The sequence below is a fragment of the Caballeronia sp. LjRoot31 genome, from assembly GCF_964253885.1.
GTDB lineage: Bacteria > Pseudomonadota > Gammaproteobacteria > Burkholderiales > Burkholderiaceae > Caballeronia.
In genome coordinates this window covers 626056-650530 of the sequence record NZ_CAXURX020000003.1, presented here as the reverse complement: position 1 = coordinate 650530, position 24475 = coordinate 626056, and the positions used below count along the sequence as shown (strand labels likewise).

At 59.1% G+C, this 24475-nt stretch carries 23 protein-coding genes; 8 read left to right on the top strand and 15 right to left on the bottom strand.

The features are described 5' to 3' along the window. Window positions 1-122 precede the first annotated feature (122 nt). The 3 genes from ACSQ8V_RS31690 to ACSQ8V_RS31680 all read left to right on the top strand — a co-directional run bounded on the left by ACSQ8V_RS31690 (window position 123) and on the right by ACSQ8V_RS31680 (window position 1591). Window positions 123-842, top strand: a complete 720-nt coding sequence (locus ACSQ8V_RS31690; RefSeq protein WP_213768352.1) for a DeoR family transcriptional regulator — start codon at window positions 123-125, stop codon at window positions 840-842. A 165-nt stretch (window positions 843-1007) separates the two neighbouring features. After that, window positions 1008-1262 carry a type II toxin-antitoxin system HicA family toxin gene (locus tag ACSQ8V_RS31685; protein WP_436208432.1) on the top strand — a complete coding sequence of 85 codons (255 nt, stop codon included), beginning with the start codon at window positions 1008-1010 and terminating at the stop codon, window positions 1260-1262. After that, the gene (locus ACSQ8V_RS31680; protein WP_436208431.1) at window positions 1259-1591 is read left to right on the top strand and encodes a type II toxin-antitoxin system HicB family antitoxin; all 333 of its coding nucleotides are present in this window, start codon (window positions 1259-1261) and stop codon (window positions 1589-1591) included. Before ACSQ8V_RS31685 ends, ACSQ8V_RS31680 begins: the two co-directional genes overlap by 4 nt. A gap of 161 nt (window positions 1592-1752) precedes the next feature. Here the strand turns inward: ACSQ8V_RS31680 and ACSQ8V_RS31675 are convergent, their stop codons facing one another. The 8 genes from ACSQ8V_RS31675 to deoC form a co-directional block, all read right to left on the bottom strand. Then, window positions 1753-2826, bottom strand: a complete 1074-nt coding sequence (locus tag ACSQ8V_RS31675) for an ABC transporter permease (RefSeq protein ID WP_436208430.1) — start codon at window positions 2824-2826, stop codon at window positions 1753-1755. After that, entirely contained in the window at window positions 2823-4352 is a 1530-nt protein-coding gene (locus ACSQ8V_RS31670) for a sugar ABC transporter ATP-binding protein (RefSeq protein WP_436185662.1), read from the bottom strand. The genes ACSQ8V_RS31675 and ACSQ8V_RS31670 overlap by 4 nt, the downstream gene beginning before the upstream one ends. Window positions 4353-4430: 78 nt before the next feature. Beyond that, window positions 4431-5435, bottom strand: coding sequence for an autoinducer 2 ABC transporter substrate-binding protein (locus ACSQ8V_RS31665; protein ID WP_213767497.1), 1005 nt, complete (start codon window positions 5433-5435; stop codon window positions 4431-4433). Window positions 5436-5512: 77 nt separating this feature from the next. Next, window positions 5513-6547, bottom strand: a complete 1035-nt coding sequence (locus ACSQ8V_RS31660; RefSeq protein WP_436185661.1) for an ABC transporter permease — start codon at window positions 6545-6547, stop codon at window positions 5513-5515. Window positions 6548-6562: 15 nt separating this feature from the next. Further along, complete coding sequence (rbsK, locus tag ACSQ8V_RS31655) at window positions 6563-7519, bottom strand: ribokinase (protein WP_436208429.1); 957 nt, start codon at window positions 7517-7519, stop codon at window positions 6563-6565. Next, entirely contained in the window at window positions 7516-8004 is a 489-nt protein-coding gene (locus ACSQ8V_RS31650) for an RbsD/FucU family protein (RefSeq protein ID WP_436208428.1), read from the bottom strand. Before ACSQ8V_RS31650 ends, rbsK begins: the two co-directional genes overlap by 4 nt. Before the next feature lie 83 nt (window positions 8005-8087). Next, window positions 8088-10481: an aldehyde dehydrogenase family protein gene (locus tag ACSQ8V_RS31645; protein ID WP_436208427.1), complete on the bottom strand. Its 2394-nt coding sequence runs from the start codon at window positions 10479-10481 to the stop codon at window positions 8088-8090. 42 nt (window positions 10482-10523) lie between these two features. Then, window positions 10524-11537 (bottom strand): deoxyribose-phosphate aldolase, encoded by a 1014-nt coding sequence (gene deoC / locus ACSQ8V_RS31640; protein ID WP_436208426.1) that lies wholly within the window; start codon window positions 11535-11537, stop codon window positions 10524-10526. Window positions 11538-11794: 257 nt separating this feature from the next. Here deoC and ACSQ8V_RS31635 point away from each other — a divergent pair, with 257 nt between their 5' ends. Next, window positions 11795-13348: a sensor histidine kinase gene (locus tag ACSQ8V_RS31635; protein WP_436208425.1), complete on the top strand. Its 1554-nt coding sequence runs from the start codon at window positions 11795-11797 to the stop codon at window positions 13346-13348. Between the two features lie 151 nt (window positions 13349-13499). Here the strand turns inward: ACSQ8V_RS31635 and ACSQ8V_RS31630 are convergent, their stop codons facing one another. The 3 genes from ACSQ8V_RS31630 to ACSQ8V_RS31620 all read right to left on the bottom strand — a co-directional run bounded on the left by ACSQ8V_RS31630 (window position 13500) and on the right by ACSQ8V_RS31620 (window position 16494). Further along, a complete protein-coding gene (locus ACSQ8V_RS31630) occupies window positions 13500-14630 on the bottom strand; it encodes a helix-turn-helix domain-containing protein (RefSeq protein WP_436185656.1) in 1131 nt (376 codons plus the stop codon). Then, a complete protein-coding gene (locus tag ACSQ8V_RS31625) occupies window positions 14627-15223 on the bottom strand; it encodes a hypothetical protein (RefSeq protein ID WP_436208424.1) in 597 nt (198 codons plus the stop codon). Before ACSQ8V_RS31625 ends, ACSQ8V_RS31630 begins: the two co-directional genes overlap by 4 nt. Before the next feature lie 122 nt (window positions 15224-15345). After that, window positions 15346-16494 carry a CaiB/BaiF CoA transferase family protein gene (locus tag ACSQ8V_RS31620; protein WP_436208423.1) on the bottom strand — a complete coding sequence of 383 codons (1149 nt, stop codon included), beginning with the start codon at window positions 16492-16494 and terminating at the stop codon, window positions 15346-15348. A gap of 308 nt (window positions 16495-16802) precedes the next feature. Here ACSQ8V_RS31620 and ACSQ8V_RS31615 point away from each other — a divergent pair, with 308 nt between their 5' ends. After that, window positions 16803-17606, top strand: a complete 804-nt coding sequence (locus ACSQ8V_RS31615; RefSeq protein WP_436208422.1) for a hypothetical protein — start codon at window positions 16803-16805, stop codon at window positions 17604-17606. 53 nt (window positions 17607-17659) lie between these two features. On the opposite strand, the gene dapA is transcribed toward ACSQ8V_RS31615, so the two are convergent. Both dapA and ACSQ8V_RS31605 read right to left on the bottom strand, forming a co-directional pair. Continuing rightward, window positions 17660-18517, bottom strand: coding sequence for a 4-hydroxy-tetrahydrodipicolinate synthase (dapA, locus tag ACSQ8V_RS31610; protein ID WP_436208421.1), 858 nt, complete (start codon window positions 18515-18517; stop codon window positions 17660-17662). Between the two features lie 280 nt (window positions 18518-18797). Then, window positions 18798-19697: a DMT family transporter gene (locus ACSQ8V_RS31605; RefSeq protein WP_436208420.1), complete on the bottom strand. Its 900-nt coding sequence runs from the start codon at window positions 19695-19697 to the stop codon at window positions 18798-18800. A gap of 120 nt (window positions 19698-19817) precedes the next feature. Here ACSQ8V_RS31605 and ACSQ8V_RS31600 point away from each other — a divergent pair, with 120 nt between their 5' ends. Both ACSQ8V_RS31600 and ACSQ8V_RS31595 read left to right on the top strand, forming a co-directional pair. Continuing rightward, window positions 19818-20291, top strand: a complete 474-nt coding sequence (locus tag ACSQ8V_RS31600) for an Lrp/AsnC family transcriptional regulator (protein WP_213767510.1) — start codon at window positions 19818-19820, stop codon at window positions 20289-20291. Between the two features lie 260 nt (window positions 20292-20551). Next, the gene (locus ACSQ8V_RS31595) at window positions 20552-20932 is read left to right on the top strand and encodes a VOC family protein (RefSeq protein WP_213767512.1); all 381 of its coding nucleotides are present in this window, start codon (window positions 20552-20554) and stop codon (window positions 20930-20932) included. Window positions 20933-21271: 339 nt separating this feature from the next. Here ACSQ8V_RS31595 and ACSQ8V_RS31590 read toward each other — a convergent pair whose 3' ends face one another. Next, complete coding sequence (locus ACSQ8V_RS31590; protein WP_436208419.1) at window positions 21272-22609, bottom strand: PDDEXK nuclease domain-containing protein; 1338 nt, start codon at window positions 22607-22609, stop codon at window positions 21272-21274. Window positions 22610-23160: 551 nt separating this feature from the next. On the opposite strand from ACSQ8V_RS31590, the gene ACSQ8V_RS31585 reads away from it, so the two are divergent. Further along, window positions 23161-23637, top strand: a complete 477-nt coding sequence (locus ACSQ8V_RS31585; protein WP_436208418.1) for a transposase — start codon at window positions 23161-23163, stop codon at window positions 23635-23637. Window positions 23638-24310: 673 nt separating this feature from the next. Here ACSQ8V_RS31585 and ACSQ8V_RS31580 read toward each other — a convergent pair. Further along, window positions 24311-24463 carry a hypothetical protein gene (locus ACSQ8V_RS31580; protein WP_436208417.1) on the bottom strand — a complete coding sequence of 51 codons (153 nt, stop codon included), beginning with the start codon at window positions 24461-24463 and terminating at the stop codon, window positions 24311-24313. Window positions 24464-24475: the final 12 nt, after the last annotated feature.

The following is a 24475-nucleotide window of genomic DNA, read 5'->3' as shown; positions in this document are numbered from 1 at the left end:
AAATGCAAAGCGTTTTCCCCGATCACCTTTCGCGGGGTCGCTTGTTATAATCATTTCATCTAGCGAACAAAATCTAACAACCACATCCACGACGTGCAGCTTGCGTCCACTGTCCTCTGCGAATGACCAAAAGCGATCGCTTGCGTGTTCTTGCCGATGCTTTGCGTGAGCAAAGTGTGATGCGTCTTCGCGATGCGGCGACCTTGCTCGATGTATCGGAGATGACGGTTCGCCGCGACATCGCGTCGAGTCCGGGGACGTTCACTTACCTTGGCGGTTATATCGTTCGAGCCTCGGATGTGCCGAACGGCGCGGGTTATACGATTGACGAAGAGCAGGATCATTTTGCGCAGGCCAAGGCGGAGGCATCGGCGGTGGCTGCGCGGTTGCTTGCGGACAACGAGACCATTTTCATCGATTGCGGGACAACGCTGACCACGTTGGCGCGGCTCATTCCGGCCGACATGCATTTAACCGTGCTGTGTTATTCGCTGAACGTGGCCGAGATTTTGCGACGCAAGACCAACGTGCGAATGATTTTATTGGGCGGCGTTTATGCGCCTTCATCGGATTCGTTTTCCAGCGATGAAAGTATCGAGACGTTACGGCGGATGGGGATTAACAAGGCGTTTATCTCGGCTGGCGGGGTGGATCAGACGCGTGGCGTGACGTGCTGGAACTTTCACGAAGTCGCGATCAAGCAGGCGGCGATGGAGAGCGCGGTTGAAAGGCATCTTGTAGTCGATGCCAGCAAGTTGGGGAAGGTCAAGGCGGTGCGGTTTTCTCAGCTGGATCAGTTTGATTCGTTGATTACGGAGAAGGGGATGGAGGTGAGGAAGTGAATAGGATGTTTTAGTGCATGCCCAATCGATTGGACGCGCTTTAAAAGTTCACCTACCGCGTGTTGAAAGCGAACTAAAAAACCGCTGAAGGCCGTGCCTCAAATTTTATCTGCCACATTCTTTGTGTAGTACCATTTTATAGTACTATGTGGTACTATAGTCGAAATGAAACGAGCGCACACTAAGACCCTTAAGCTGATTTTTGCCCGCCCCATATCGGGCAACGTGCGTTGGGCCGATATCGAAGCGCTTTTCGTTGAACTTGGCGCAACTATCACTGACCGCGAGGGCTCGCGTATCGCGGTTGTGTTATTCGATCAGGTTCAGGTCTACCATCGCCCGCATCCACGGCCTACCACCGATAAAGGTGCTATCGCCAGCGTGCGCAAGTGGCTGGAAACGAACGGAGTAAAACCATGAATATCCTGAGCATCGACAACTATCGCGCGGTTGTCACTTATGACCCTGATACCGACATGCTGCGCGGTGAATTTCTCGGTTTGAACGGGGGCGCGGACTTCTACGCCAGCGACATTCCCACGCTCAAGGCCGAAGGCGCCAAGTCCTTGGCTGCGTTCCTCGATGTCTGCAAAGAGAATGGTATCGATCCTGTCCGCCACTTCTCCGGCAGATTCAATGCACGCATCGATCCTGAGCTTCACGCTCGCGCGGTTGAAACGGCTGCGGCCGAAGGGATCAGTCTCAATCAACTCATTGAGCGCGCTATTGAACACGAAGTCCGGACGTAAGCTCCGGAGGCGGTGACGAAGGGCGGAACGTGCATCGCTCGCAGTAAAGCGGTGAATTGCGAACAACCCTTTGGAGGGCCGGCGATTTCTAGAAACCAACACCACCCGGCAAATTTGCCGGGCGGTTCAATCAACAACCGCCCGTAAGCGAATTCACCCCCCTACGCCGCCCGCCTCCCCAACGCGAACAGCGTCCCCGCCACCAGAATAAACGCCCCAATAATCACCTTCTGCCAGGTACTCGGCACGCCAATCAAGATCAAGACGCTATTGATCAACGTAACCAGCACCACACCGAGCAACGTCCCCACCACCGTCCCCGTCCCACCGGTAATCCTGGCGCCGCCAAGAATCACCGCCGCAATCACGTCCAGCTCAGTCCCCACCAGATCAAACGGATTCGCCAGCCGGTTCGTCGATACATGCAATATCCCCGCAATCCCCGCCAGCATCCCGGTGTAACCAAAAACAAACAAGTGAATAGCCCGCAGGTTATAACCAAGCCGCTCGGCAATCGGCAAACTGCCGCCCATGGCATACACACCGCGTCCCATCATCGTCCGGTTGAGCAACCACCACGTCACGCCCGCAGCAATAAACAGCGCAATGACCGAGACCGGCAACACCGCCCGAAGCCCATCGTTCGTGTGATAGAAAAACAGCGGCAACTGCCCGAAGCTATCCATGCTATGCGGGATATTCATGAAAAACTGCGTACCCACGAACGTCAGCAGCAACCCACGATACAAATACTGCGTGCCAATAGTCACGATCAACGAAGGCGCTTTCAGCCGATGCACCAGCACGCCATTGATCAACCCAAGCAACACGCCGCCCACCGCGCCGCAAACCAGAATCACAAAAAACGGCGCATCGGGCCACCAGGCAAACACGGCCTTGGTGATCGAATACATCGTAAAAGCAGCAATGGCTGTAAACGACACATCGATACCACCCGACGCCAGCACGACCAGCGTCCCCAGCGCAAACAACGACACGGTCGTCCCCGAATGCAGCAAATCGAAGAGCGTCGCGAACTGGAAGAAACGCGGATTCAACGTGCCCACCACCAGGCACGTCACAAGAATCAGCGCGACCGTGAACCACTCTGGATTGCGCACCAGCCGCCCAATCAAACTGGGCCGCCGCACCTGCGGCGCAACCTCGGCCAATGCCGGACTCAGCGCGGAAGCGCCTTGCGATGTCTGAGCAACGCGATGAAGTGACTCGCTCATGCTGCCTCTGAAAGTAAAGCGTGGTAAAGATCGGCTTCAGTCAATTGCCCCGCACGATATTCGTTCGAGACACGCCCCTTCTTCATCATCAGGATTCGGTCGCAGTTCTGCAGCAACTCGGGCAGGTCATCGCTGATCAAAATGATGCCGATGCCCTGCTCCGCCAAGCGCTGCATGATGCGGTAAATGATGTCCTTCGATCCCACATCCACACCCACCGTCGGGCCGTGCAGGATCAACACGCGTGGGTCAATGGCCAGCCATCGGCCGATCAACACGCGTTGCTGGTTTCCTCCGGAAAGCGACTGAACCGGTTTATCGACGTCAGGCGTCGCGATCTGCAACTCCTTCACGGTGCGCTCGGCAAGCTCGCGTGCGCGCTTCCGGTCAACCTGTCCAAAGCGGTCGCGCAAACTCGAAATCATCGCGGTGATGACGTTGTCGCGAATGGATTTATCGAGGAAAAGCCCTTCATTCAAGCGGTCTTCCGGCACATAGCCTATGCGTTGCCACTTTGCATCGGACGGCGTTTTAAGCCGCACGATAGAACCATCCAGCGTCACCGTTCCGCTATCCGCAGGCGCAACACCCGCCAATGCCCGCGCCAATTCGTTGCGCCCCGAGTCGAGCAAACCGGTCACGCCAAGAATCTCTCCGCGATGCAGCGAGAACGTGACATCGGCGAACTGACGCGACCGCGATAACGCCTTCACATCGAGCACGATGTCGTGGCCATCCATGACTTCAGCCTGCCGATATCGCTCGTTCGATAACTGCTTGCCTGTCATCAACTCGCCAATCTGCGCCTTCGTGTAATTCTCGATCGGCCCTTGCGCCATCTTCTGGCCATCGCGCAGCACGATCACTTCACCACCTATCGCGTAACACTCATCCAGCTTGTGACTCACGAACAGCACGGCTACGCCGTCGGCACGCAGCTTCGCCAGCACAGCGATCAGGTTATCGACTTCCTTTTGCGTGAGCGACGTGGTCGGCTCATCCATGATGACGAACTTCGCCGCGCTCGCTATCGCCCGCGCGATAGCCACGAGTTGCCGCGTCGCCAGTGGCAACTGCTCGACCAGCGTCGCTTGAAAATCAGCATCGCCGGGTAAGCCCACCGCTTCCAACGCACGCGCCGCTGTCTTGGCCAGCGCACGGCGATCGAAAGTCCGCGTAAGCCGCCCCGCGTGCGCGGCGAGTTCGGACGTCAACGCCACGTTCTCTGCAACACTCATGTTGGGCAGCAAAGAAAGGTCCTGATACACGGTCTCGATACCCGCCGACAACGCCTCCAGCGGCGCAAGCCGCGAGTGCCTTACGCCTTCGATCACAAGCTCGCCCTGATCGGGTGGCTGCGCGCCGGAGATGATCTTGATCAGCGTGCTCTTGCCGCAGCCGTTCTCGCCGAGCAGGTGATAAATCTGCCCACGCTGGAACGAAAGGCTCACGCCACGCAGCGCATACACGCCGGTAAAGCGCTTGTGGATATCGACGACTTCGAGAAGCGGCGCTGTACTCATCATTGAACCTTCTACCCTTTCAACTTCCTGAAGACAGCGCGCACGGCAGCCGTGCGCGCTTTATTGCTTCCTCGAAGACAATCAGAACGGATACTGCTTGTAGTTGGTCTTGTCGACGTCCACCCAGCCGGTGCCGCGCACGATGATGCCCTTGCCCGGACCCTTGGTGACCGTGACCTTGTTATAACCAACCAGACCCAGGTCCGTACCGTTCTCCACCGTCTTGCCATCGATCAGCATTTTCGCAATCTTGTTCATTGCGATACCGGCGAGCTTCGGGTCCCAGAACGCAATGCCGTTGATAGCGCCGCTCTCCAGGAACTTGCCGGCTTCCGTCGGCAGGCCCGTGCCGTACACACAGATCTTGCCAATCTTGCCGGCCTCTTCCACTGCACGCCCAATGCCGATCACGTCCAGCGACGACGACCCTTGGAAGCCAGTCAGGTCCGGGTGCTTGCGCAGCACTTCCTTCGCGACCTGGTAGGCACGTTCGCCATCGTTATTGGTTTCGAGTTTCGGTTCGACCAGATCCATCTTCGGATACTTCTGCTTCGCATTGCCGATACCGCCATCCGCCCACTGAACCTGCGAACGGCTGCCGAGCGAGCCGACCAGTACCGCCCATTTGCCCTGGTCGCCCATGCACTTCGCAAGCCTTTCGTTCAGGCCCGCACCATACGCGGTGTTGTCGAACGCTTCGATGTCGACCATCGTGTTCTTCTCGTTATCCGCTTCATGCGTGACGACCTTGATGCCACGATCCATCGCTTTCTTGAGCGCCGGCTCGAGGGTTGGCGGATCGTAGGGAACGACCGCAATCGCCGTGACTTTCTTCGCGATCAAGTCTTCGATGATCTTCAGTTGTTGCGCAGCATCCGCCTGCCCCGGCCCGGTCTGATACGCGTTCACGCCCGGGTTGTCCTTGGCGAATTCCTTCACGCCCTCGTCCATCCGGTTGAACCAGTTGATACCCGTGACCTTGACCACCGTGACGATGGTTTCGTCGGTCGCGGCCTGCGCGACAGCAATGGCTCCGGCCGCAAGCGTGACAGCGGTAAGCGCGATGGCGATTCGATTGAGTTTCATGCGTTGTCTCCGTTATGGTTTGTATGTGCTGCACATGAGATGAAGTTTTGAAACCGAGGGAAGCTTGTTTTATCCGGTCATGCCGCTGGCGGTTTCGGTACCTTCGAAACGGGCGCGGCACCGCCCAGGCCGAAGATCGCACGCACGCGTTCTCCACCCGCCAGCGCAAGCGACGCAAGCAGCAGAAAGCCCCACGCGCAGTCGCCGAAAAACTGCGATATGCCCATCAGATTGAACAGGCTCGACAAGAACTGGAGCACGGTCGCGGCCAGGAAAACACAGACGATCCGGCCGTAACCGCCCGCCGGATTCACGCCGCCCATCACGGCGATCAGGATCGCGATCAGCAAGTACGAGTTGCCGTAATCCCACTTTGCGCTCGACGTATGCGATGCACTGATGAGCCCGGCAAGCGACGCGAGCACGCCGCACATGCCGTAGGTCAGGATCAACATGCGGTCACGCGGAATGCCGGCGTAAAACGCGGCTTTCGGATTCGTGCCCATCAGGTAGAGCCGCAAACCGAAGGGCGTGCGCTTCAACACCCAACCGAGCAGCAACACCGTTACGACGAAAATCCACAACGAGATAGGCACTTGCAGGAAGGTGCCGTTGCCGATGTCGGAGAGGGCATCGACGTATTCCACCCGCACCGACGCACCGTTGCTCAATACCACGGCGATGCCAGTAAACAGCAGCGACGTACCGAGCGTGCAGAGGATCGGTGTGAGTTTCAATCGCGCGATGATCACGCCGTTCATCAAGCCGCCGATAGCGCCAAGCGTGACCGTAATCACGCAGAACACGGCGGTGTAGAGCGAGGGCGAGTTATCGGCGGAAACGAGCATCGGCAGCAACTGCGCGGCGACCATGCCCGAGAGGTTCGCCAGCGCAACGCCCGACAAGTCGATACCACCGTTACCCGACACCATCGAGAGCATGATGCCGAGCGCGAGCAAGCCCAGTTCGGGCAACTGACTGCCCATGGACTGGAGGTTGTCGATATCGACGAACTGGCCATGCGATAACGCGGTCGCGACCAACACGACCAGCAAGTTCACCGCGACCAGGAAGTTCAGTTGCCGGTCGGCGAGCCATTTCGATGTGTTCATCGAGTGCTCCTCCATTCAGGAATGGTTAGCCGACACGCTGCCGGATTGCACAGGAACGCCCAGCACTGCTTCGATCTCAGCAAGCTTCGGCATCGACGGTGCGGTGCCGGGGCGCGTAACCGACAAACTCGCCAGCGCACAGCCAAAACGCACGGCGTTCAACGGACTTTCACCGCGTGCAAGCGCCGCGGCAAAGCCGCCGGTGAAGCCATCGCCCGCGCCTGCGGTCTCGACCACGCGACCGCAATTGAAGGCTGGCACCAGTACCGATTGTTCCGGCGTATGCAGCAACGCACCCGCTTCACCCAGCGTCACGATCACGGCGCGCACGCCCTTTGCGAGCAGGACATCGGCGGCACGGCGGGCATCGTCGACGGAAGCCACCGTGATACCCGTCAGCGCGGTCGCTTCGGTTTCGTTCGGGGTGATGTAGTCGCAGAGCGGGAAGATGTCGTCGTCGAGCGGCAACGCGGGCGCCGGATTGAACACGGTCGTCACGCCGTGGCGACGCGCGAGTTCAAGGCCGCGCCGCGCGGCAGGGATCGGTTGTTCAAGCTGCGTGACGAACACGGCGGCGGTCGCAATATCGGCTTCTATCGCTTCGACGTCTTCAGGGCACAAGCGTCCGGCCGCACCCGCCGCGACGATGATCGCGTTGCCGCCCGTGGCGTCGTCAACAAAGATATGCGCCGCGCCGGTCGCCACGCCGTCGGTTGTTATCGCCCGCGCTGTGATGCCTTCCGCGGCCCACGTCGAGCGTGCAATGTCGCCGAATGCATCGGCGCCGAGGCGCGTGCAGAAGATCACGTCGGCACCGGCGCGCGCTGCGGCCACGGCCTGGTTCGACCCCTTGCCGCCGGGTCCCATCGCAAACGCCGATCCGGCGATGGTCTCGCCAAGCAGCGGCATGCGCTCGGCGCGGAACGTGAGATCCGTCACGTAGATGCCGAGGATGACGACGCTGCGGTTCATCGCGTGCTCTCCGAATCCGAAGCGACAGCCGGTGCATCGGGCGCGAGGTTCACGCCCTTCTTGAAGATGAAGCAACCATAGCCGCGTGCTTCGCCGGTCGCGATCACGCAATACGCTTGTTTGGCGCGTTCATAAAACGCAAACCGTTCGATGGAAGCAAAGGGCGTCGCGCGCCCTTCGGCGGCATCCACTTCGGTTTGTGCTTCGCGCTGCACGGCGGGAAGCGCGTTGGCGTCGCCGACGACTTCCATGCGCTCGGCCGGATGATCGACGAAACTATCGAGCGGCAACACCGACAACACCGCGCGAATCGCACGCGGCGCATTCGCGCCGTCGAGCCGAAGCACATGGCCAAGCACCGTTTGGCGCGCGACGGAATCTGCGGGAAAATTGGCGTCGCAGATCACGACTTCGTCGCCGTGTCCCATTGCGCACAGCGCGTGCAGGACGTCGGCGTTCAGCAGCGGATCGAGGTTCTTCAGCATTGCGTCTCCTTCATGTTGAGCGTGCCTCGCTGTGTTGCGAGGTCATCGCTCATGATTCTATTTTGAACCCGTGCTTCTGATGTTCAATCTCCGTACGGGATCCAGATGTTCTTCACTTGCACGGCTTGCCGCAGGAACGGCAGGCCTTCGCTTGCGGCATCGAACCAGTCGAACACGCGGCCATAATCAACGAACGTGCGCTTCAGGTTGCCCACCGATTCGCGCTCAGTCACCGTCGATAAATCCGCACCGCCGAAGCACCACAACGCGTCGACATCGTCGTGTTTCGCCAGGGTCGACGCCAGCGCCCGACGCTCACCGGTGACAATGTTCAACGCACCCGCCGGCACATCCGACGTCTCGACGACCTGATAAAAATCGGTCGCCATCAGCGGACACGTTTCGCTCGGCACGGCGACCACGCGATTACCCAGCGCAAGCGCCGGTGCGATCAGCGAGACGAGGCCCAGCAACGGCGCTTCGTCCGGGCACACCACGCCGATCACGCCGAGCGGTTCGTGCATCGCCAGCGCAACGCCTCTTAGCGGCGGCGAATGCACCGCGCCATCGAACTTGTCGGCCCACGCGCCGTAGGTGAACAAACGCGTGATCGATGCTTCGACTTCACGCTCGGCATCGGCGGCCGAAACGCCGGTCCGCGCCACCAGTTGCCTCGCGAATTCGTCTGCGCGTGCCGACAGGTTTTCCGCAAGGTAATACAGCACCTGGGCACGGTTATGCGTGCTGGCTTGCGACCACTTTTCAGCGTTGCGCGCAGCGGCTACAGCGTTACGAATGTCCTTGCGATTACCCTCGCCCACTTCTCCGACGATCGCCCCCGACGGCGCATGCACAAGCCGCGAGTAACCGCTGTCCGGCCGAACCTGCTTGCCGCCGATAAACAGCTTCGCGGTCCGGTCGAGCGCGCTGACGTTATTCGTGTCGCCTTCAAAAGCGGAAGGCTGCGCAACTCGCTCGCCAGGCGCGGAGCGAACGGCCAGCTTAGTCCACGCACGCGGCTTCAGATACTCGTAAATCCCCTCGCGTCCGCCCTCACGCCCGAAGCCTGATTCGCGATACCCGCCGAAGCCGACACCGGCATCAAAGAGATTGGTCGCGTTGATCCAGACCACGCCGCATTGCAGGCGCGGCGCTATATCCAGCGCGCGGCCGATGGTCTCGCTCCACACGCTCGCGGCCAGTCCATAACGTGAATGATTCGCCAGCGCGACCGCTTCGTCAGGCGTGCGAAAGCTCATTGTCACCAGCACCGGCCCGAAGATTTCCTCTTGTGCGAGCGTGGACGCGGGCGCGACGTTCGTCACCAACGTAGGCGGATAGAACGCGCCTTGCTCGGGCATCCGAAGCCCTTTGGGCTGATGAATCTCGCAGCCTTCCTGCACACCGCGCTCGACCAGCATGCGAATGCGTTCGAACTGCACCGTATCAACAATCGCGCCCAGATCGATGCCTTTATCGAGCGACGGCCCGACCCGCAGCGTATCCATGCGACGTTTCAATTTATCGATGAAGCGCTTCTCTACACCTTCCTGCACCAGCAGCCGCGAACCGGCGCAGCAGACCTGGCCCTGGTTGAACCAGATTGCATCGACGACACCTTCCACGGCGCTGTCGAGATCGGCGTCATCGAATACGATGAACGGTGACTTGCCGCCGAGTTCAAGCGTGAGCGACTTGCCCGAGCCTGCGGTCGCCACGCGAATCTGCCGACCCACTTCTGTCGATCCGGTGAACGCAATCTTCGCCACTCGCGGATGTTCGACTAGCGCAGCACCGGTGCGGCCGTCGCCGGTGACCACGTTCAGCACGCCTGCGGGCAAGCCTGCACGCGCTGCCAGTTCAGCGAACAATAACGCCGTGAGAGGCGTGTATTCGGCCGGCTTCAGCACCACGCAATTACCCAGCGCGAGTGCCGGTGCGATCTTCCATGAGAGCATCAGCAGCGGAAAATTCCAGGGCACGATCTGGCCGATAACCCCAAGCGGCGCCCAGTCGGCGAACTCGCGGTCCTGCAATTGTGCCCAACCTGCGTGATGCAGAAAGTGCCTTGCCACAAGAGGGATATCGATGTCGCGCGACTCGCGGATCGGCTTGCCGTTATCCATCGATTCGAGCACAGAAAATAAGCGCGCGTGCCGTTGCACCATGCGCGACAGCGCATACAGATGCCGTGCGCGGCCCGCGCCGCCCAGCGCCTGCCACGCGGGCAGCGCAAGATGCGCGGCATCAACCGCTGCGTCAACATCAGCTTGATCGCCCTGAGCGATGCTCGCGATTACGCGTCCAGTCGCGGGTTCCAGCGAGTCGAATTGGTCACCGGCCAGAGGCGCGCGAAAGGCGCCGTCGATGAAATGACCAAAGCCGGCCGCGTGTTGATCCAGCCAGGCGCGCGCGGCGCTGTCGTCTTCCGGTGCAGGTCCGTAATCCATCGAGGTGAAGTAGTCGGCTACGCTCATGTGGAGCTCGTGTAAGAGATGATGCGGTGCTGGTTAATGAACTCAAGCAACCGGATGTCGATGGAAAGCCGAATAGCGGCCGGTGACGTGATGCTCGAGTTGCCGTTCGATATCGGCGAGCAGGCTCGATGCGCCAATGCGAAACAACGCCGGTTCAAGCCATTCGCGGCCGAGTTCTTCCTTCATCAGGATCTGGTATTCGAGCACCGACTTGGCGGTGGACACGCCGCCCGCTGGTTTGAAGCCGATCATCACGCCGGTCCGTTCAAGGTAGTCGCGAATCATGCGCACCATGACGAGCGAAACGTCGAGCGTGGCGTTAACACCTTCCTTGCCGGTGGACGTCTTGATGAAATCGGCGCCGGCCATCATGCAGACCATGGACGCCTTGGCGATATTCGAGAGCGTGCGGATGTCGCCGGTCGCGAGAATCGCTTTGATATGCGCCGCGCCGCATGCTGCGCGAAAGTCGCGCATTTCGTCGTAGAGCGCTTGCCAGTTGCCGGTGAGCACATGTTCACGCGTGACGACAATATCGATTTCCGCCGCGCCGTCTTTCACCGACGCCTCGATCTCTTTCAACTTCAGCGGATGGGGAATCAGTCCTGCGGGAAAGCCCGTGGAAACCGCCGCGACCGGGATGCCGCTACCGGCAAGCGCGGCGACGGCGGTGCCGACGAAGCGGTGATACACGCACACGGCGCCGGTCTTGATGGAGCCGGGCGGCATGCCCAGCGCTTCGAGCAGGTCGTCGCGAATCGGGCGGCGTGCTTTGGCGCACAGGCGTTCGACGCGGGCGGCGGTATCGTCGCCGTTGAGCGTGGTCAAGTCGATGCAGGTGATGGCTTTGAGCAGCCAGGCGGCTTGTGCATCTTTTTTAACCGCGCGGCGCGTGCCTAGCGTACTGACTCGCCTGACGACCGCCGATTGATTGACCCGCAGGCTATCTAGCCAGGAGAGGTCCAGCGGCACGCCGGGATTGCGCTGCTGTTGCTCAAGATGGAAGAGCGGTTTGCCGCGCAAGGGGACGACGGGTTGGGAAGCAACATCGAGCATGAGCATGGCCGGTTGTGCAGCGCACAACATTTTCCGGTTAATCGATGCATTATTCTAACACCTTGTTGTTACGATTATAACATTCGGGATTATACGGAGGGAGGTCGTTCGCATTGTTGTGGCAGTTTGGGGGGAGCACCGGCACGAACGAACTCCCGTCCAAATATGTGGCCTTTTAATCTCCACGGTTAGAATTGCCCCTTCAGCACCAATCGCCGGAAAAAAGCATAGGCGACACCGCGGTCAAGGAGAACCCGATGGATGCATTGCCACCCGAAGAAACCATCCGCAGTGCCGTCGACCGGTCGGTAAACCGTCTGCGCCTTCAGCACGAGATCGCCGTGCAATTCGCGACGTCCGTGCTGCGCGTACACAGCGCCAACGTGCTCCTCGACGAAGCCTGCAAGGCGGTATCGGCTGGACTGCGCTCGCGCTTCGCCAAGGTGCTGCGCTATCAACCCGAAAGCGAAACCTTCGTGCTGGAAGCCGGCATCGGCTGGGACCCGGCCGACATCGGCACAACCGAACTCGGCGCCGACGACGCCAGCCCCGCCGGCCACGCATTCGTCAGCGGCCGCCCGGTGTTGTCGAATCACCTCGGCACCGAACACCGTTTCCGCACGCCTGAACTGCTCGCCCGGCACGGCATCAAGCGCGCCATCAACGTGCCCATTCGCGGCATCCCTGAAACCTTCGGCGTGCTCGAAGCCGATAGCTCCGACGACGAAGACTTCAGCGAAACAGATATCGTATTCCTGGAAGCGATCGCGAACGTCATCTCCATGAGCCGCGAACGGCTGGCCGCGGAATCGCAAACCGGCGCCGACGAACTGTTCTCCACCAGCGTGCTGAACGCGAGCACCGACTGCATCCAGGTGCTGTCGCTGGATGGCGGTATCGAATTCATGAACGACAACGGCCTGGCAGCGCTGAGCATCGACGACTTCGCGGAGGTCGGCGGCACCACTTGCACCGACCTATGGCCTGACGATCAACGCCAGAAAGTCCTGCAGGCACTGACGAAATCCGTGGGTGGCGAACCGGTCCGGTTCGAAGGTCCCTGCCCGACCCGTGCCGGCGATGCCCGCTGGTGGGATGTGTCCGTGGCGCCTATTCTCGATAACGATGAGCGCGTCAAGCGCATCGTGCTGACCATGCGCGATGTCACCGAGCGGCACGAGAACGAGGAGAAACTCGCCGCGCTTGTGTTGAGCCAGGAGACGCAGCTTGGCAATTCGGCGTTGATGATGAAAGAGGTTCATCACCGGGTTCGCAACAGTCTTCAACTTGTGCAGACGCTGCTCGCGCTCCAGGCGAATCTCGCCGGCGATAAGTCCGTCGCCACGCATTTGCAGGCGGCAGCCACGCGCGTGCGCACGGTCGGGTCGGTGCATCACCGGCTCTATCAGGACGACGGCGCGGAAGCCACGGATGCCACCACTTACCTGCGCGGCTTGACGGCCGATCTGGCTGAATTGGCGGCGGGGCGAGAGGTATCGCTGGAAGGCGAGTCGATCGTGCTGCCCGCCGCGCGGCTCGCGCCGCTCGGGCTAGTGACGGCGGAACTCGTGACCAACGCGCTCAAGTACGGGCGCGGGACGGTGCGCGTGAAGCTGGAACGATCCGAGGCAGTCGTGCTGCTGACCGTGGAGGACGAGGGAGACGGCTTTCCCGTCGACTTCCCGAAACCGCAGGGTACAGGGCTTGGCATGCGGCTCGTGACGACTTATGCGGGCAAGGGCACGGGGGCGGTTACGGTTGACAGGTCGGTGCCGTTCAGCCGGATTGTGGTGAGGTTTCCGGCGGGGTAAAGGCGAGCTGACGGATAGCGTTGGTTCGCTTTTACGACGCAAGCCAATTAGCGACCGGTCGAGACGAGCAATACCGGTGATACCAGCGATTTCGCCAAGCGCACGACAGGGACATCGGCCTCAGGTCCAGTCCGGTGTGCAAGAGCGTTCATCAACCGCCGGTTTTCTCGCGAGTTTGCCGGAATTGCGCAAGCGAAACAACACGATTCCCCGCCTCATGCTCGTCGTCCGCCAGGGGAGCAATTTCTGCGAGCAGGGCGCGGGTCATGTGCACGGACACGGCAATATCGTTCAACGATAAACCCAGTTTTTCTCTGAGAACGGTCATCGCGCTATGAAGAAGCTCCGGCTTTTCATGCGGAATGGACATGTCCTCGTGCTCGATGTGGCGCTCGCCTTTTTCAAACAGATGTCCTAACAGCGCGCGCTTATATTGGTCTTCACCAAGAATGTTCAGTTGCCGGGCGCGATACAGCATCGCTGCCTTACTCACGCGCCACCGCATTTTCAGTTGCGACAACGCTATCCAGTTAACCTGCGTGCCACCTCTCAAGGCCGGAAATTCTTTGACGAAGCTGCTTCGAGGAAGCAAGAAAGCACTGGCAAAACGATTAGCTTCGGACTCCGATTCTTTGTCTCCCGTCTTGCGGCCGACATGTCCAACGAAGTGACCGCACTCGTGCGCGTATCCGAAGCGTACGCGGCACGCTGACGCGTCGGCGCGGTTGGTCACTACGATTGGCCGGGACGATGCGATAGACAACGCATCGATACCCTTCGCCGAGTTTTCAAACGCGGTCACAACCGCTCCTGCGTTTTCAAGCACGCGAACCATATTGCCGATCGGTCCCATTCCTAACCCCCAATGCGCTCTGCATTTCTCAGCGGCACGCTCGGCCGCTTCAGGGCTGTCAATGGGATATTCGGGAAAGTCCAGCTTGGGAAGCCGCAATCTGGCATCAATCGAAGCGACGAACCGGCGGAAGAGTTCGCCTTTGGCGATAACGGTCTGCTTGTCGCTCAGCTTCGCAGTGGTCAACTTGCGAAAATGGAATGCCTCTTCCGGCAACGCTTGCGGCGCGCCCGGGAAAAAGAACTGCCGCTGCACGCGAAGCACCGAAGCCAACGCATCGACGAGTTCATCTGTAGGTTGAGCCATTCCTGACTCAACCCGCTGGATGAATTGTTTCGACTTGCCGACGGCGTCTCCGACGTCAGCAAGCGAAAGGCTTTGGGCGCAGCGGACCAGTCTCAGATTGGCCGCATCGAATTCAACTGTCATTTGCCAGTATCAGCGTTAGGTCGGGAGACGTCGTCGTCCGTGTGCAGCAGGTCGGCCCGGGGAGCGTCCTGATGAACCGCATCCGGTAATTGGTCATCCGTGCTGCTGAGGACGCGAACATCGCCAAATCGCCATTCGCACAGCGCATCTTCCTCAGCGTTATAACCGACGAAATAGATTTCGAGTTCGTCGTTTTCAGTCAAAGGACGTTGAACAATAAACCGGAAAATCACTGCCTCCGCGTCGCTCGGCGCGAACAATTGATCGGTCTGGTTTCGACGCCAAAAGCCCTTCTTCTTGGGCGACTCATGATCGTCGCGAAAAAACCGAAAGGGAACACCCTCGATTTCCAGCGTAACGTCCATCGCACTATTGGTGAGCTTGAGCCAATCATGTTCACCCGAGGTACCCAGCCGGATAAGGCGTTGTCGAGAACGGCCGAAAAAGAGCGTCCCGCGGCCATAGGAGCAGTCGTCCTCTGAATCGAGCAGCGACTCGACGCCGTAATAGATCTCGCGAAGATCACGGGCGATGACGTTAAGACGTTCTTCCGTGAGCACGGGCTTCGACTTCCAAGGCAGCGGCAAATCCATATACCCATCTCTTTTTCGGTTTTTGACGAAATCGTCAACCGCATATTGTCGGAGATGGGGAGATTCGTCAACCGGGATCGATGTCAACAGTCTGTCGGCGAAAGGCGATGGATCGCCCCCGCCTAAACCCCCTTCGTCTCTCGCAACCTCTCGATCAACTCACCCGGCACATGCCAGTCCCGCAGGATCGCGTCGGTATCCTGCCCTGGACTCGAAGGCGGCGAACTCACCTCCGGCACCGTGCGGCTAAAACGCGGCGCCGGGCCCGGTTGCGTCACCCCATCCACGTCGATGAACGTTCCCCGCGTCCGGTTATGCACATGCTCCGGCGCCTCGTCCATATCGAGCACCGGCGCAAAGCACACATCCGTGCCTTCCATCAATTCACACCATGCCTGTCGAGTTTTCGTCGCGAAGATGACCGCTATTTTCGTTTTCAGCGACGGCCATTGCTCGCGGTCCATCTGGCTATTGAAGGCCGCATCGTCGATACCGCAAAGCCTCAACAGCAAAGCATAGAACTGCGGTTCGATCGCCCCCACCGACACGAATTTGCCATCCGCGCACGCGTAGGTATTGTAGAAATGCGCGCCGCCGGCAAGCATGCTCGAGCCTCGTTCGCCCCCCCACGCGCCAAACGCCTTATAACCGTAGATCATCGCGCCCAGTAGCGCGGAGCCTTCGACCATCGCGGCATCGATCACCTGGCCCTTACCCGACCCGCGCGTTTCCAGCAGCGCGCACAACACGCCAAACGCGAGCATCATCCCGCCACCGCCAAAGTCACCCACCAGATTCAGCGGCGGCAGCGGGGGTGCATCGTTACGGCCAATCTCGTGCAGCATCCCGCTCATCGCGATGTAATTCAGATCGTGCCCGGCAGTCCGGGCCAGCGGACCGTCCTGGCCCCAGCCCGTGACACGGCCGTACACCAGCTTCGGATTGCGTTGCAGGCACACGTCCGGCCCGAGGCCAAGCCGCTCCATCACGCCAGGGCGAAAACCTTCAATCAGCGCATCGGCCTGAGCAACAAGATGCAGCGCCAGCTCACGTCCTTCCGGTTGCTTGAGATCCAGCGCGAGCGAGCGGCGCCCGCGCGCCATCACATCGAATTTCGTGCCTTGCATGGGATACGGCGTGGCACCGCCGGTCTGCTTACGATCGATGCGGATCACTTCCGCACCCATGTCGGCGAGCATCATGGCGGCGAACGGACACGGCCCGAGCCCGACCATCTCGACTACCCGGATCCCCTTGAGCGGCCCGCTCATCGCAACGTCCCATGCGATAAACAATCCCGGCCCGGCGACGCATGAATTGCTGGAGACTTCATATTGGTTTTCCCTAGCGCAAAGGTTGTTCGAGACCAGCGTTTCTCTTAAGCACCTGAATTCCCGATGCTCTCCGATTCAAGAAACTCTACACCTTACGTTTAATACGCTCTCGCGCCAATGTCCCCCATTTATCTTTTCTAGCCGGGTACCATTGAATAGAATTGAATGGCAACGAATTGACTCGAATGCTGCTCGTGCAGCACGAAGACCAGGCGGTCCGCGATCATGTCCATGGGAGTCTGCTAATGAGTCTTCAGAACATCAAGGTAGCGAGCGCAAGCGCCGCTTGGGTTCTTCTTTGCGTGTGCGCGACTGCCCAGGCTCAAACGGCCAGCAGCGCGGTCGCTACGCCCGCGCACTCCCCTGACGTTACGCCGGTCGGCATTGTGGTGTCGCCCGGTTTTACCGGCGACGAGCCGGCTGCCGTCAGGGACGCGCTGGCCCGCAAAGTCACCGATGGCAAGACGCTCTCGTTCACGCATCGAGTAGAAGATCTGATCGGCGACGCCTTGCCGAAGACGCTGCACGACTCTACGTTGATGGACGCCAAGCTAAGCCGCGATCTCGCGTTCGTTGTGCCCGCACCGTATGGAATCCGCTATCGGTCGAAGGTCCACGTGATGACGGTAGACGTGGATCTGTCGGACAGCGATCACCCCGACACCATCGTCCTCAAAAGGACCATCACAGGACCGCGTGGCCGAAAGCTGGTGGTAGCGGCCGAAGCGAAATCCAAGGGCTATATACAGAACATCGATATCGTCGAACTGGATCCCGTCAACAAGCACAACAAGACGACAGTGCATGGGCGCTTCGTGCTGTCGCCGCAGGCATTTTCCGCAGAAGACGGTGATCTCGCGCTCGTGTTGATCTGTCGTGTGGTGCCGCCTTATCTGACGCAGACCAAGGACCATACCGACCCGAGCAACGAGGAGCCCACCGACATCACCACACGCACGGCAACGCTGCACGCGAACGTCGGCGATATCTGGCTGATCAATCGAGAAAAGGGCATTGTGCTGGCGAAGGGACTGCGCTTGGTGAAATAAGCGCGGGCCTGGTCACGTCAATCGCTTGCACCGGCTACTGCGCTAATTTTCGCCTAGCTCGACAGCAAGATACCAAGCTGGTTGCGCAGCCGATCCGTCGCTTGCGTCATCGGCGCACGAAGCTCCTGGCGAATCATTCCCAAGACTTCGAGCGCACACTTCACAGGTGCCGGATTGGGCTCGGATACAAGTGCTTCAATCAATGGCACTAGTCGATGGAACTGCGCGCGCGCTTCATCAAGACGCCCCGCCTTGATGTCGTTATAAACCGCAACGAAGTCGGCCGCGCGCACATGCGCACTCGCCGCGATCGCACCGTGGCCGCCAAGACATAACGTACTGAACATATTCATGTCTTCGCCCGCCAGCACGGACAAACGTCCATCGAGGATCAACGCGAGGGTTGTTTCCAGCGAGCCTGCACAATCCTTGATTGCGTGAATGTTCGGATGACCGGCAAGCGTCAACAGGGTTGCTATATCCAGGCGTACACCCGTTCTATAGGGGATATCGTAGACAATCAGCGGGGTCTTGCTGGTATCGGCGAGGGAGGTGAAGTGGTTCGTCAAGCCGATCTGCGACGGACGCACATAGTAAGGCGCAGGAACCAGCAAGCCGGCGATCGGAAACTCGTTCAAGCGAAACGCGCGCTCGCGAAGCTCCATCGCGTTATTGCCGGCCAGTCCCACTACGACCGGAAGGTTCTTTGCCTCATTCAGGATGGTCGCCAGCACCTGTACCTGCTCAGCGTGATCGAGCGACGAAGGTTCGCCCGTTGTTCCCAGCGCAACGAACCCCGCTACCTTTGCTTCAATGTAAGACTTGACCAGGTTTCGCAGCGCGTCGTGATCGACACGTCCGTTTGAAAACGGCGTGACCAGCGGAATCCAGATACCAGAAAAAATCGACATTCCATACTCTCCTGTTCGACCGATAAAAACCGTCAGGGTGTCGGAGAACAGGGATGGAAATCGAGAGGCCACATCCGCTCCGCCGCACCTGACGGAACGGCGCTCCGGTCAGATGAGCAACGGTTATTTGCTTTTGAAGCCCGCAGGCGCGAGTGGCCGGATCACGTTGACGTGATCGAGTGCATTGCACGGAAATACGTGATGCGAGTTCATAACGGATAGTTGCCGTGACAGCTTGCGGGACGTGCTTTGTTGATCGGGAAAAATGCTTGATGATCGACTACTCGAAAGCCGTTCGTTTGCGCGGCGTGAATTTCCAACCTAACGTAGTTCCAGCCGCCGCCAGCAGAATCAGCGCCGCGCCAACAATCTGTAGCCATCCTAAACGTTGTCCGAATGCAACCCTATCCACAATGATCGCCACGACCGGATAGATGAAGGACAACGCCCCCGTCACCGCGATCGGCAGTTTCTGGATGGCGCCATAAAGCAGCACGTACATGATGCCGGTGTTGACCACACCGAGCACGACAAGATCCGCCCAATGATTTGGGGTGGTCGGCAAATGGTGAAAGTCGACGAATGGCGCTAGCATGATGATGCCGAGCGCCACATGCAACAACGCAATCAGATGCGGTGGCGTTCCCTTGAGCTGCTTGGTCACGATTGAACAGATCGCATAGAGAAATGCGGCGCCGAGCGCATAGCCGATACCTTCCAGATATTCACCAGGCTTGGCCAGCACCGCAGGCTCCACTCGCACGACCAGCGCGAGGCCTACAAACGCGACACTGAGCCAGAGAATCGTACGCAGGGTAATTCGTTCCCGAAACACTACTGCGCCAAGCAGGACGAGCATGAACGGCTGGGTGTTATAGACCGTGGTCGCCATCGATATGGAAGCTCGCGAATAAGCCGCAAACAGCAGCACCCAGTTGCCGACAATCGTGACGCTGCCGAGTGCAACCAGTCCAAGCATGCGCCATGAAAACAAGCTTTTGCGCAGCATCCCTTTTAACGCACAGATCACAAGCAGCGTCGCCGCGCCGAACACGCAACGAATGAACACGACGTTCAGCGGCGTCTGCTGCGACGACACGACGAGCCAGCCGACCGTGCCGGATATCACCATTGCTACAGTCATTTCTACGCAGCCAACGCGCGTTTCTCTCGAGCTCATCGCCTCGCCTTTCAAGTGGTGCCAACTCTATCTGTCTAGTAAGTTTAGTGGGCGGCCAAGCGTGATTCCATGTGTAAAATGAGCGGACATCGACGTTTTGACTTCAAATCGAAGGTTCATTTGAAGAATCGCCTTTCTTCCCCGCCAGGTCTTGTTTTGCTCGACCAGACCGACCGCGAATTGCTCACCGTTCTATCCGAGGACGGCCGGATCGCGATGAGCGAACTCGCGCGCCGGATTGGCTTGTCGGCGCCCAGCACAGCCGAGCGCGTGCGTCAGCTCGAAGCGCGTGGCGTGATCCAGGGGTTCGCGGTCAGGCTCGACCCGCGTGCGCTTGGGTACACGCTTCAGGCCATCGTTCGAGTCAAGCCACTGCCTGGTCAACTGCACCTGGTGGAAGAAGCCATCCGACGCATTCCCGAATTCGTCGAATGCGACAAGGTCACTGGCGACGACTGTTTTGTCTGCCGGCTATTTCTCAAGACGATCGAACAACTCGACGAGATTCTTTCGAAGGTCGCAGAGCGAGCCGAGACGAGCACGGCGATCATCAAGTCAACGCCGGTCGAACGCCGGTTACCGCCCCTGGATTGAACCACGCGTCCGGACGTTCAACCTTGGCGACGTCACCGCGTCCTGCGGACAATCGAGCAGCAACGAAGCGGCCGGCCTCAGCGGGCTGTCGCGGCGAGTCACTACGTTGATTGCGATAGGCGGCGGCAGGTAGACTATAGGCAACACGGCGATGCCCTGGGCCCCCGGTGAGCCAGACCGGTGACACCTTTTTGGCCATCTTGATGAGCCATCGTCATCATCCAGGCTATCAACGGCATTGTTATAGAGGACACCAGTCGATGAACTTGCCCCCCGTCGAAACCGAGCCGGTGATCGAAGGCTTAAGCGCCATCACGTTGTCCACTCGCGACATGCGGAGCGCCGTGCGTTTTTACAAGGCGCTCGGTTTCCCGCTCTTGCATGGCGGCGAAAACGAACCGTTTACTTCATTCGCAGCGGGCGTGTCGTTTCTCAATCTGACAGTGGAGATGCACGGTCCAATCAACTGGTGGGGTCGGGTGATCATCTATGTGTCAGACGTCGATGCAATGTACCGCAAGGCGCTGGCAGCCGGGTTCCCACCGGCGTTCACCCCGCGCGATGCGCCTTGGAACGAACGCTATTTCCATGTCATGGACCCCGACGGGCACGAAATCAGCTTCGCGCGGCCATTGAGCTGAGCGCGCGATGGGGCAACAACATTGACCGTTTGATGTGGTGCGCGCGGGGATCATGGCTCCCAATTCACCATCACCCCGTCAGCGCCCGGCTCATGCTGGACCGATCTGCGAGAGACGGTCGGTTTTCTCGTTAGGGAACCTTGTCGTGTTCTTCGACGGCAATACGTATCTGGGCGATTCGCGCCTGTTGACGATCGGGAGCAAGCGCCCCGGAAGGGACAGTCGGTCTCAGCAAGAACGGACGCTCAAAGGGTCACACAGGCTTAACGTTCCAGACATGCGTTCCTGCGGTCGAGTGTGAGGTAGGGCCGATGGGTGACGGGTGCATTTCAAGAGGTCTCACAACGGTCGAGTAAGCTCCGCCAAAAACGCGGCACCGATCTCAGCAGCCCTTCGTGAGCTTTCGGGGTCTACGTCCAGGCCATGCGCGGCCTCGTTCATGACCCGGAGGGATTCAAGAAACCGTTCTGTACCGGCCGGTGCAAGACTACGTTCGTGAAGAGCACGCAGCATATTGTCGATGCCGATTGGCTTCGCCGGCAGAAGGCCATGCTCGGACATGGTATCCCGCAAAGCTCGCTCGATCTCGATTCGCAACTTGACAACGGATATGAGCGGGAATTCGCGTGCGAGCTCCTCGACGGTCGGTAACGTCGTTTGATACTGCGCCGGCAGCGCTGGTGAGAGACGGTATTGAGCGACGCCCATCGGCTTGCTGGAGTCGCGCAAGGCATATTCGACGATTATCTCGTTACGGCCTTTGCAAAGAATAATACCAATGGTCGGCTGATCGTCCTTGTGCTTAAGCTGGTCATCGATAGCGGATAGATAGAAGTTCATTTTGCCGGCGAATTCAGGTTTGAATTCCTCAATCTTCAGTTCGATCACGACAAAGCAACGCAGTCGTAGATGGTAGAAGAGCAGATCCACGTAATAGTCCTGGCCGCCGACTTCAAGATGGTACTGGCTACCGACGAACGCGAAGCCTTTGCCGAGTTCGAGGATAAGCGAGCGCAGATGGTCGATCAAACCGCGTTCGAGATCGCGCTCCAACATATCCGGGCCAAGCGCCAGGAAGTCGAAGGTATAGGGGTCCTTGAGGAGCTGCTGAGCAAGCTCGGACTGTCCAGCCGGCAACGTCCGCGAAAAGTTCGTCAGCGCGCTGCCTTGACGGGCGAACAAGTCGCCCTCGATTTGATGGACAAGAACGGCACGACTCCAGCCATGCTCAATGGCTTGCTCTGCGTACCATGCACGCTTCTCGGTTGCCTTGACGGTATCAAGAAGGCTTACGTTGTGCCCCCAAGGCAATTGTGCAACGACCCGTTGCACAAATTCGGCGTCCGTCCAGGCTGCAGCAAAGGCGCGCATATATTTCAGGTTTCGGGCCGAAAGTCCGGTCATTTCCGGAAAAATCCGGCGTAGATCATCCGCGAGCCGGTCGATGACTTTGGCGCCCCATCCTTCGCGCTGCTGACGAGCCAAAATATCGCGCCCGATGCCCCAATAAAGCAGGATCAGCTCGTGATTAACCGCCAGGCTGGCACGGTGACGCGCCTCGCTGATTCTCCGCTTCAGCTCCACGACGAAGGCGGAATAGCTATTGGCATCGATCTCCGTGGCGGGATCGCTGACCTTGCCGCGGCGAGGGGTCGGTTTGGAAGAAGGGTCATGCATGCTACCTACTCCAGCTGAACAAGGGCCGCCTGGTTCCAAGCGGAGCAGCGCGCAGCTATTGCTATACGGCTGAAGGAATGATACCTGTGATTGTCGACGATCTTGCGTTCCGCGTCGGTTGTCTGCCGATGGCCGCGTTCTGCCTGTCGGCGATCGACGCACGCAGCCCATAACAGCCCGCCGACTTTCCGAGTAGAGACGCTCGAAACCTCGCGCTGGACGCACTCACCCGTCCGCCAACATGATGTTCAGTTCAGTTCCTGGCTGAGGATCCTCTAAAGCATGAACGGGTTTAGCGCGGTAACCATGTGAATAAGCTTAGGCGGAAAGCTTCGTTTGACGAGCATTCCGTAGCGGGTAGGCTTTCGCGCCAACTATCAAACCATCTAAGCCGGCATCGACTTAGAGACTAACTGCGCAAAGTCGGTGAGCGCGTCAACCGTGTAGGTACGCAGGGATTCGCACCTGTGCCTGATTGGCACGATTTTGGGTGCGGAAACAGAGCACGTATGCGGGGCAGCGCACCAGAATGAACTTGTACGAGGTAACAGATGAAGGTGTTCGACGATTTGACAGATAAAGAGTGGGAGCTGATCCAAAAATTATTCGACGAGGAGTTTGCCCCGAGCAGTCGACGCGGTCGGCCGCGAGTGGAAGCGCGCACCGTCGTCAACGCCGTGCTTTGGGTTGTGGCGTCAGGGGGAACTTGGGCCAAGTTGCCTGGCCGGTATACGTCGCCGAAGACCTGTCGCCGCCGCTTCGAGACGTGGCAGGCCGATGGCACGTTCGCTGAAATAGTCAGGCGACTCGGGACAAGTGGTCGTGAAATTTCGCTGCCAGGCAAGATTCGCGTCACGTCTGCAAAGCCTCTGACACAGTCGTTAAGCGATCGCTCGCGCGGCGCGTTCTGGACCGATCCAGCATCGCGGCGCACTGGCCTAACGGCGCAGTATCGCCACTCCGATTGTCCCCAACCACCCAGAGAGCTCGACGCCCTGACGCGCGAGCGAATGATACAAATCACGTAAGACGTCGAGCCTGGCGACGTCGGGTGCACTGCTGCTCCCGATTGTCGAAGATCTGGACGCCAGTGTTGACTGACCGGTTTTGACCGGCTACTCGGTACTTGTCAAGGATTGTAGGACGCCCGCCTTCTATTGCCGAACGCCTCTTTTGTGAGTTAAAACAGTCACCGACTGAAGCGATGGCCATGACAGGCGTCGTGGTTTTATCAGCAGAGTGAATGCCTCGTCCCACTTCAATGTCCGACGCAACTCGGATACGGTGGTTGTTCCCCAGTACGATGGAGCAAAGCTTCAAAGGCATGAGACCTTTCATCCTTCCGGCCCACATGTTCACGTCGATATCCATCGGAGTCGGCATTGCATCGCCTCTCCGAGACCATTGCAAAGTATAGAAATCCTTTTCTCCTTTGACAACGGCAATCATTGCGGTCTCACTGTGCCCGGCACTCGCAATAGCGCGGACGGTCCGGTCCGTCGAACTTGTACAAACTGCCGGCTTAAAGTTTGTTTTACTGAGTTGATCTGCATGGCCAGACAGCGGAATGCCTAGATCGATGAAAAATGAAGGATACCTGAATTTACAAACCTGCATCGGATATCAATTGAGAGAAGCTCGCCTGACGCGAGCTTCGATTGAACGAAATCGGTCTGACCCGATTCGGCGTTAACGCGGCGCCTAGGGATTCGGCGGCGTCACCGACAGGATGATCTCGGTTTGCTTGTCGGACTCGTTCCGATATCGATGGGCCAGACGCCCATCGAAGGAAACGCTCTCGCCACCGACCACGGCATAGTCGAAGCGTAGCGCGAATTCCAAACCGAACCACATCAACCGCCAAGA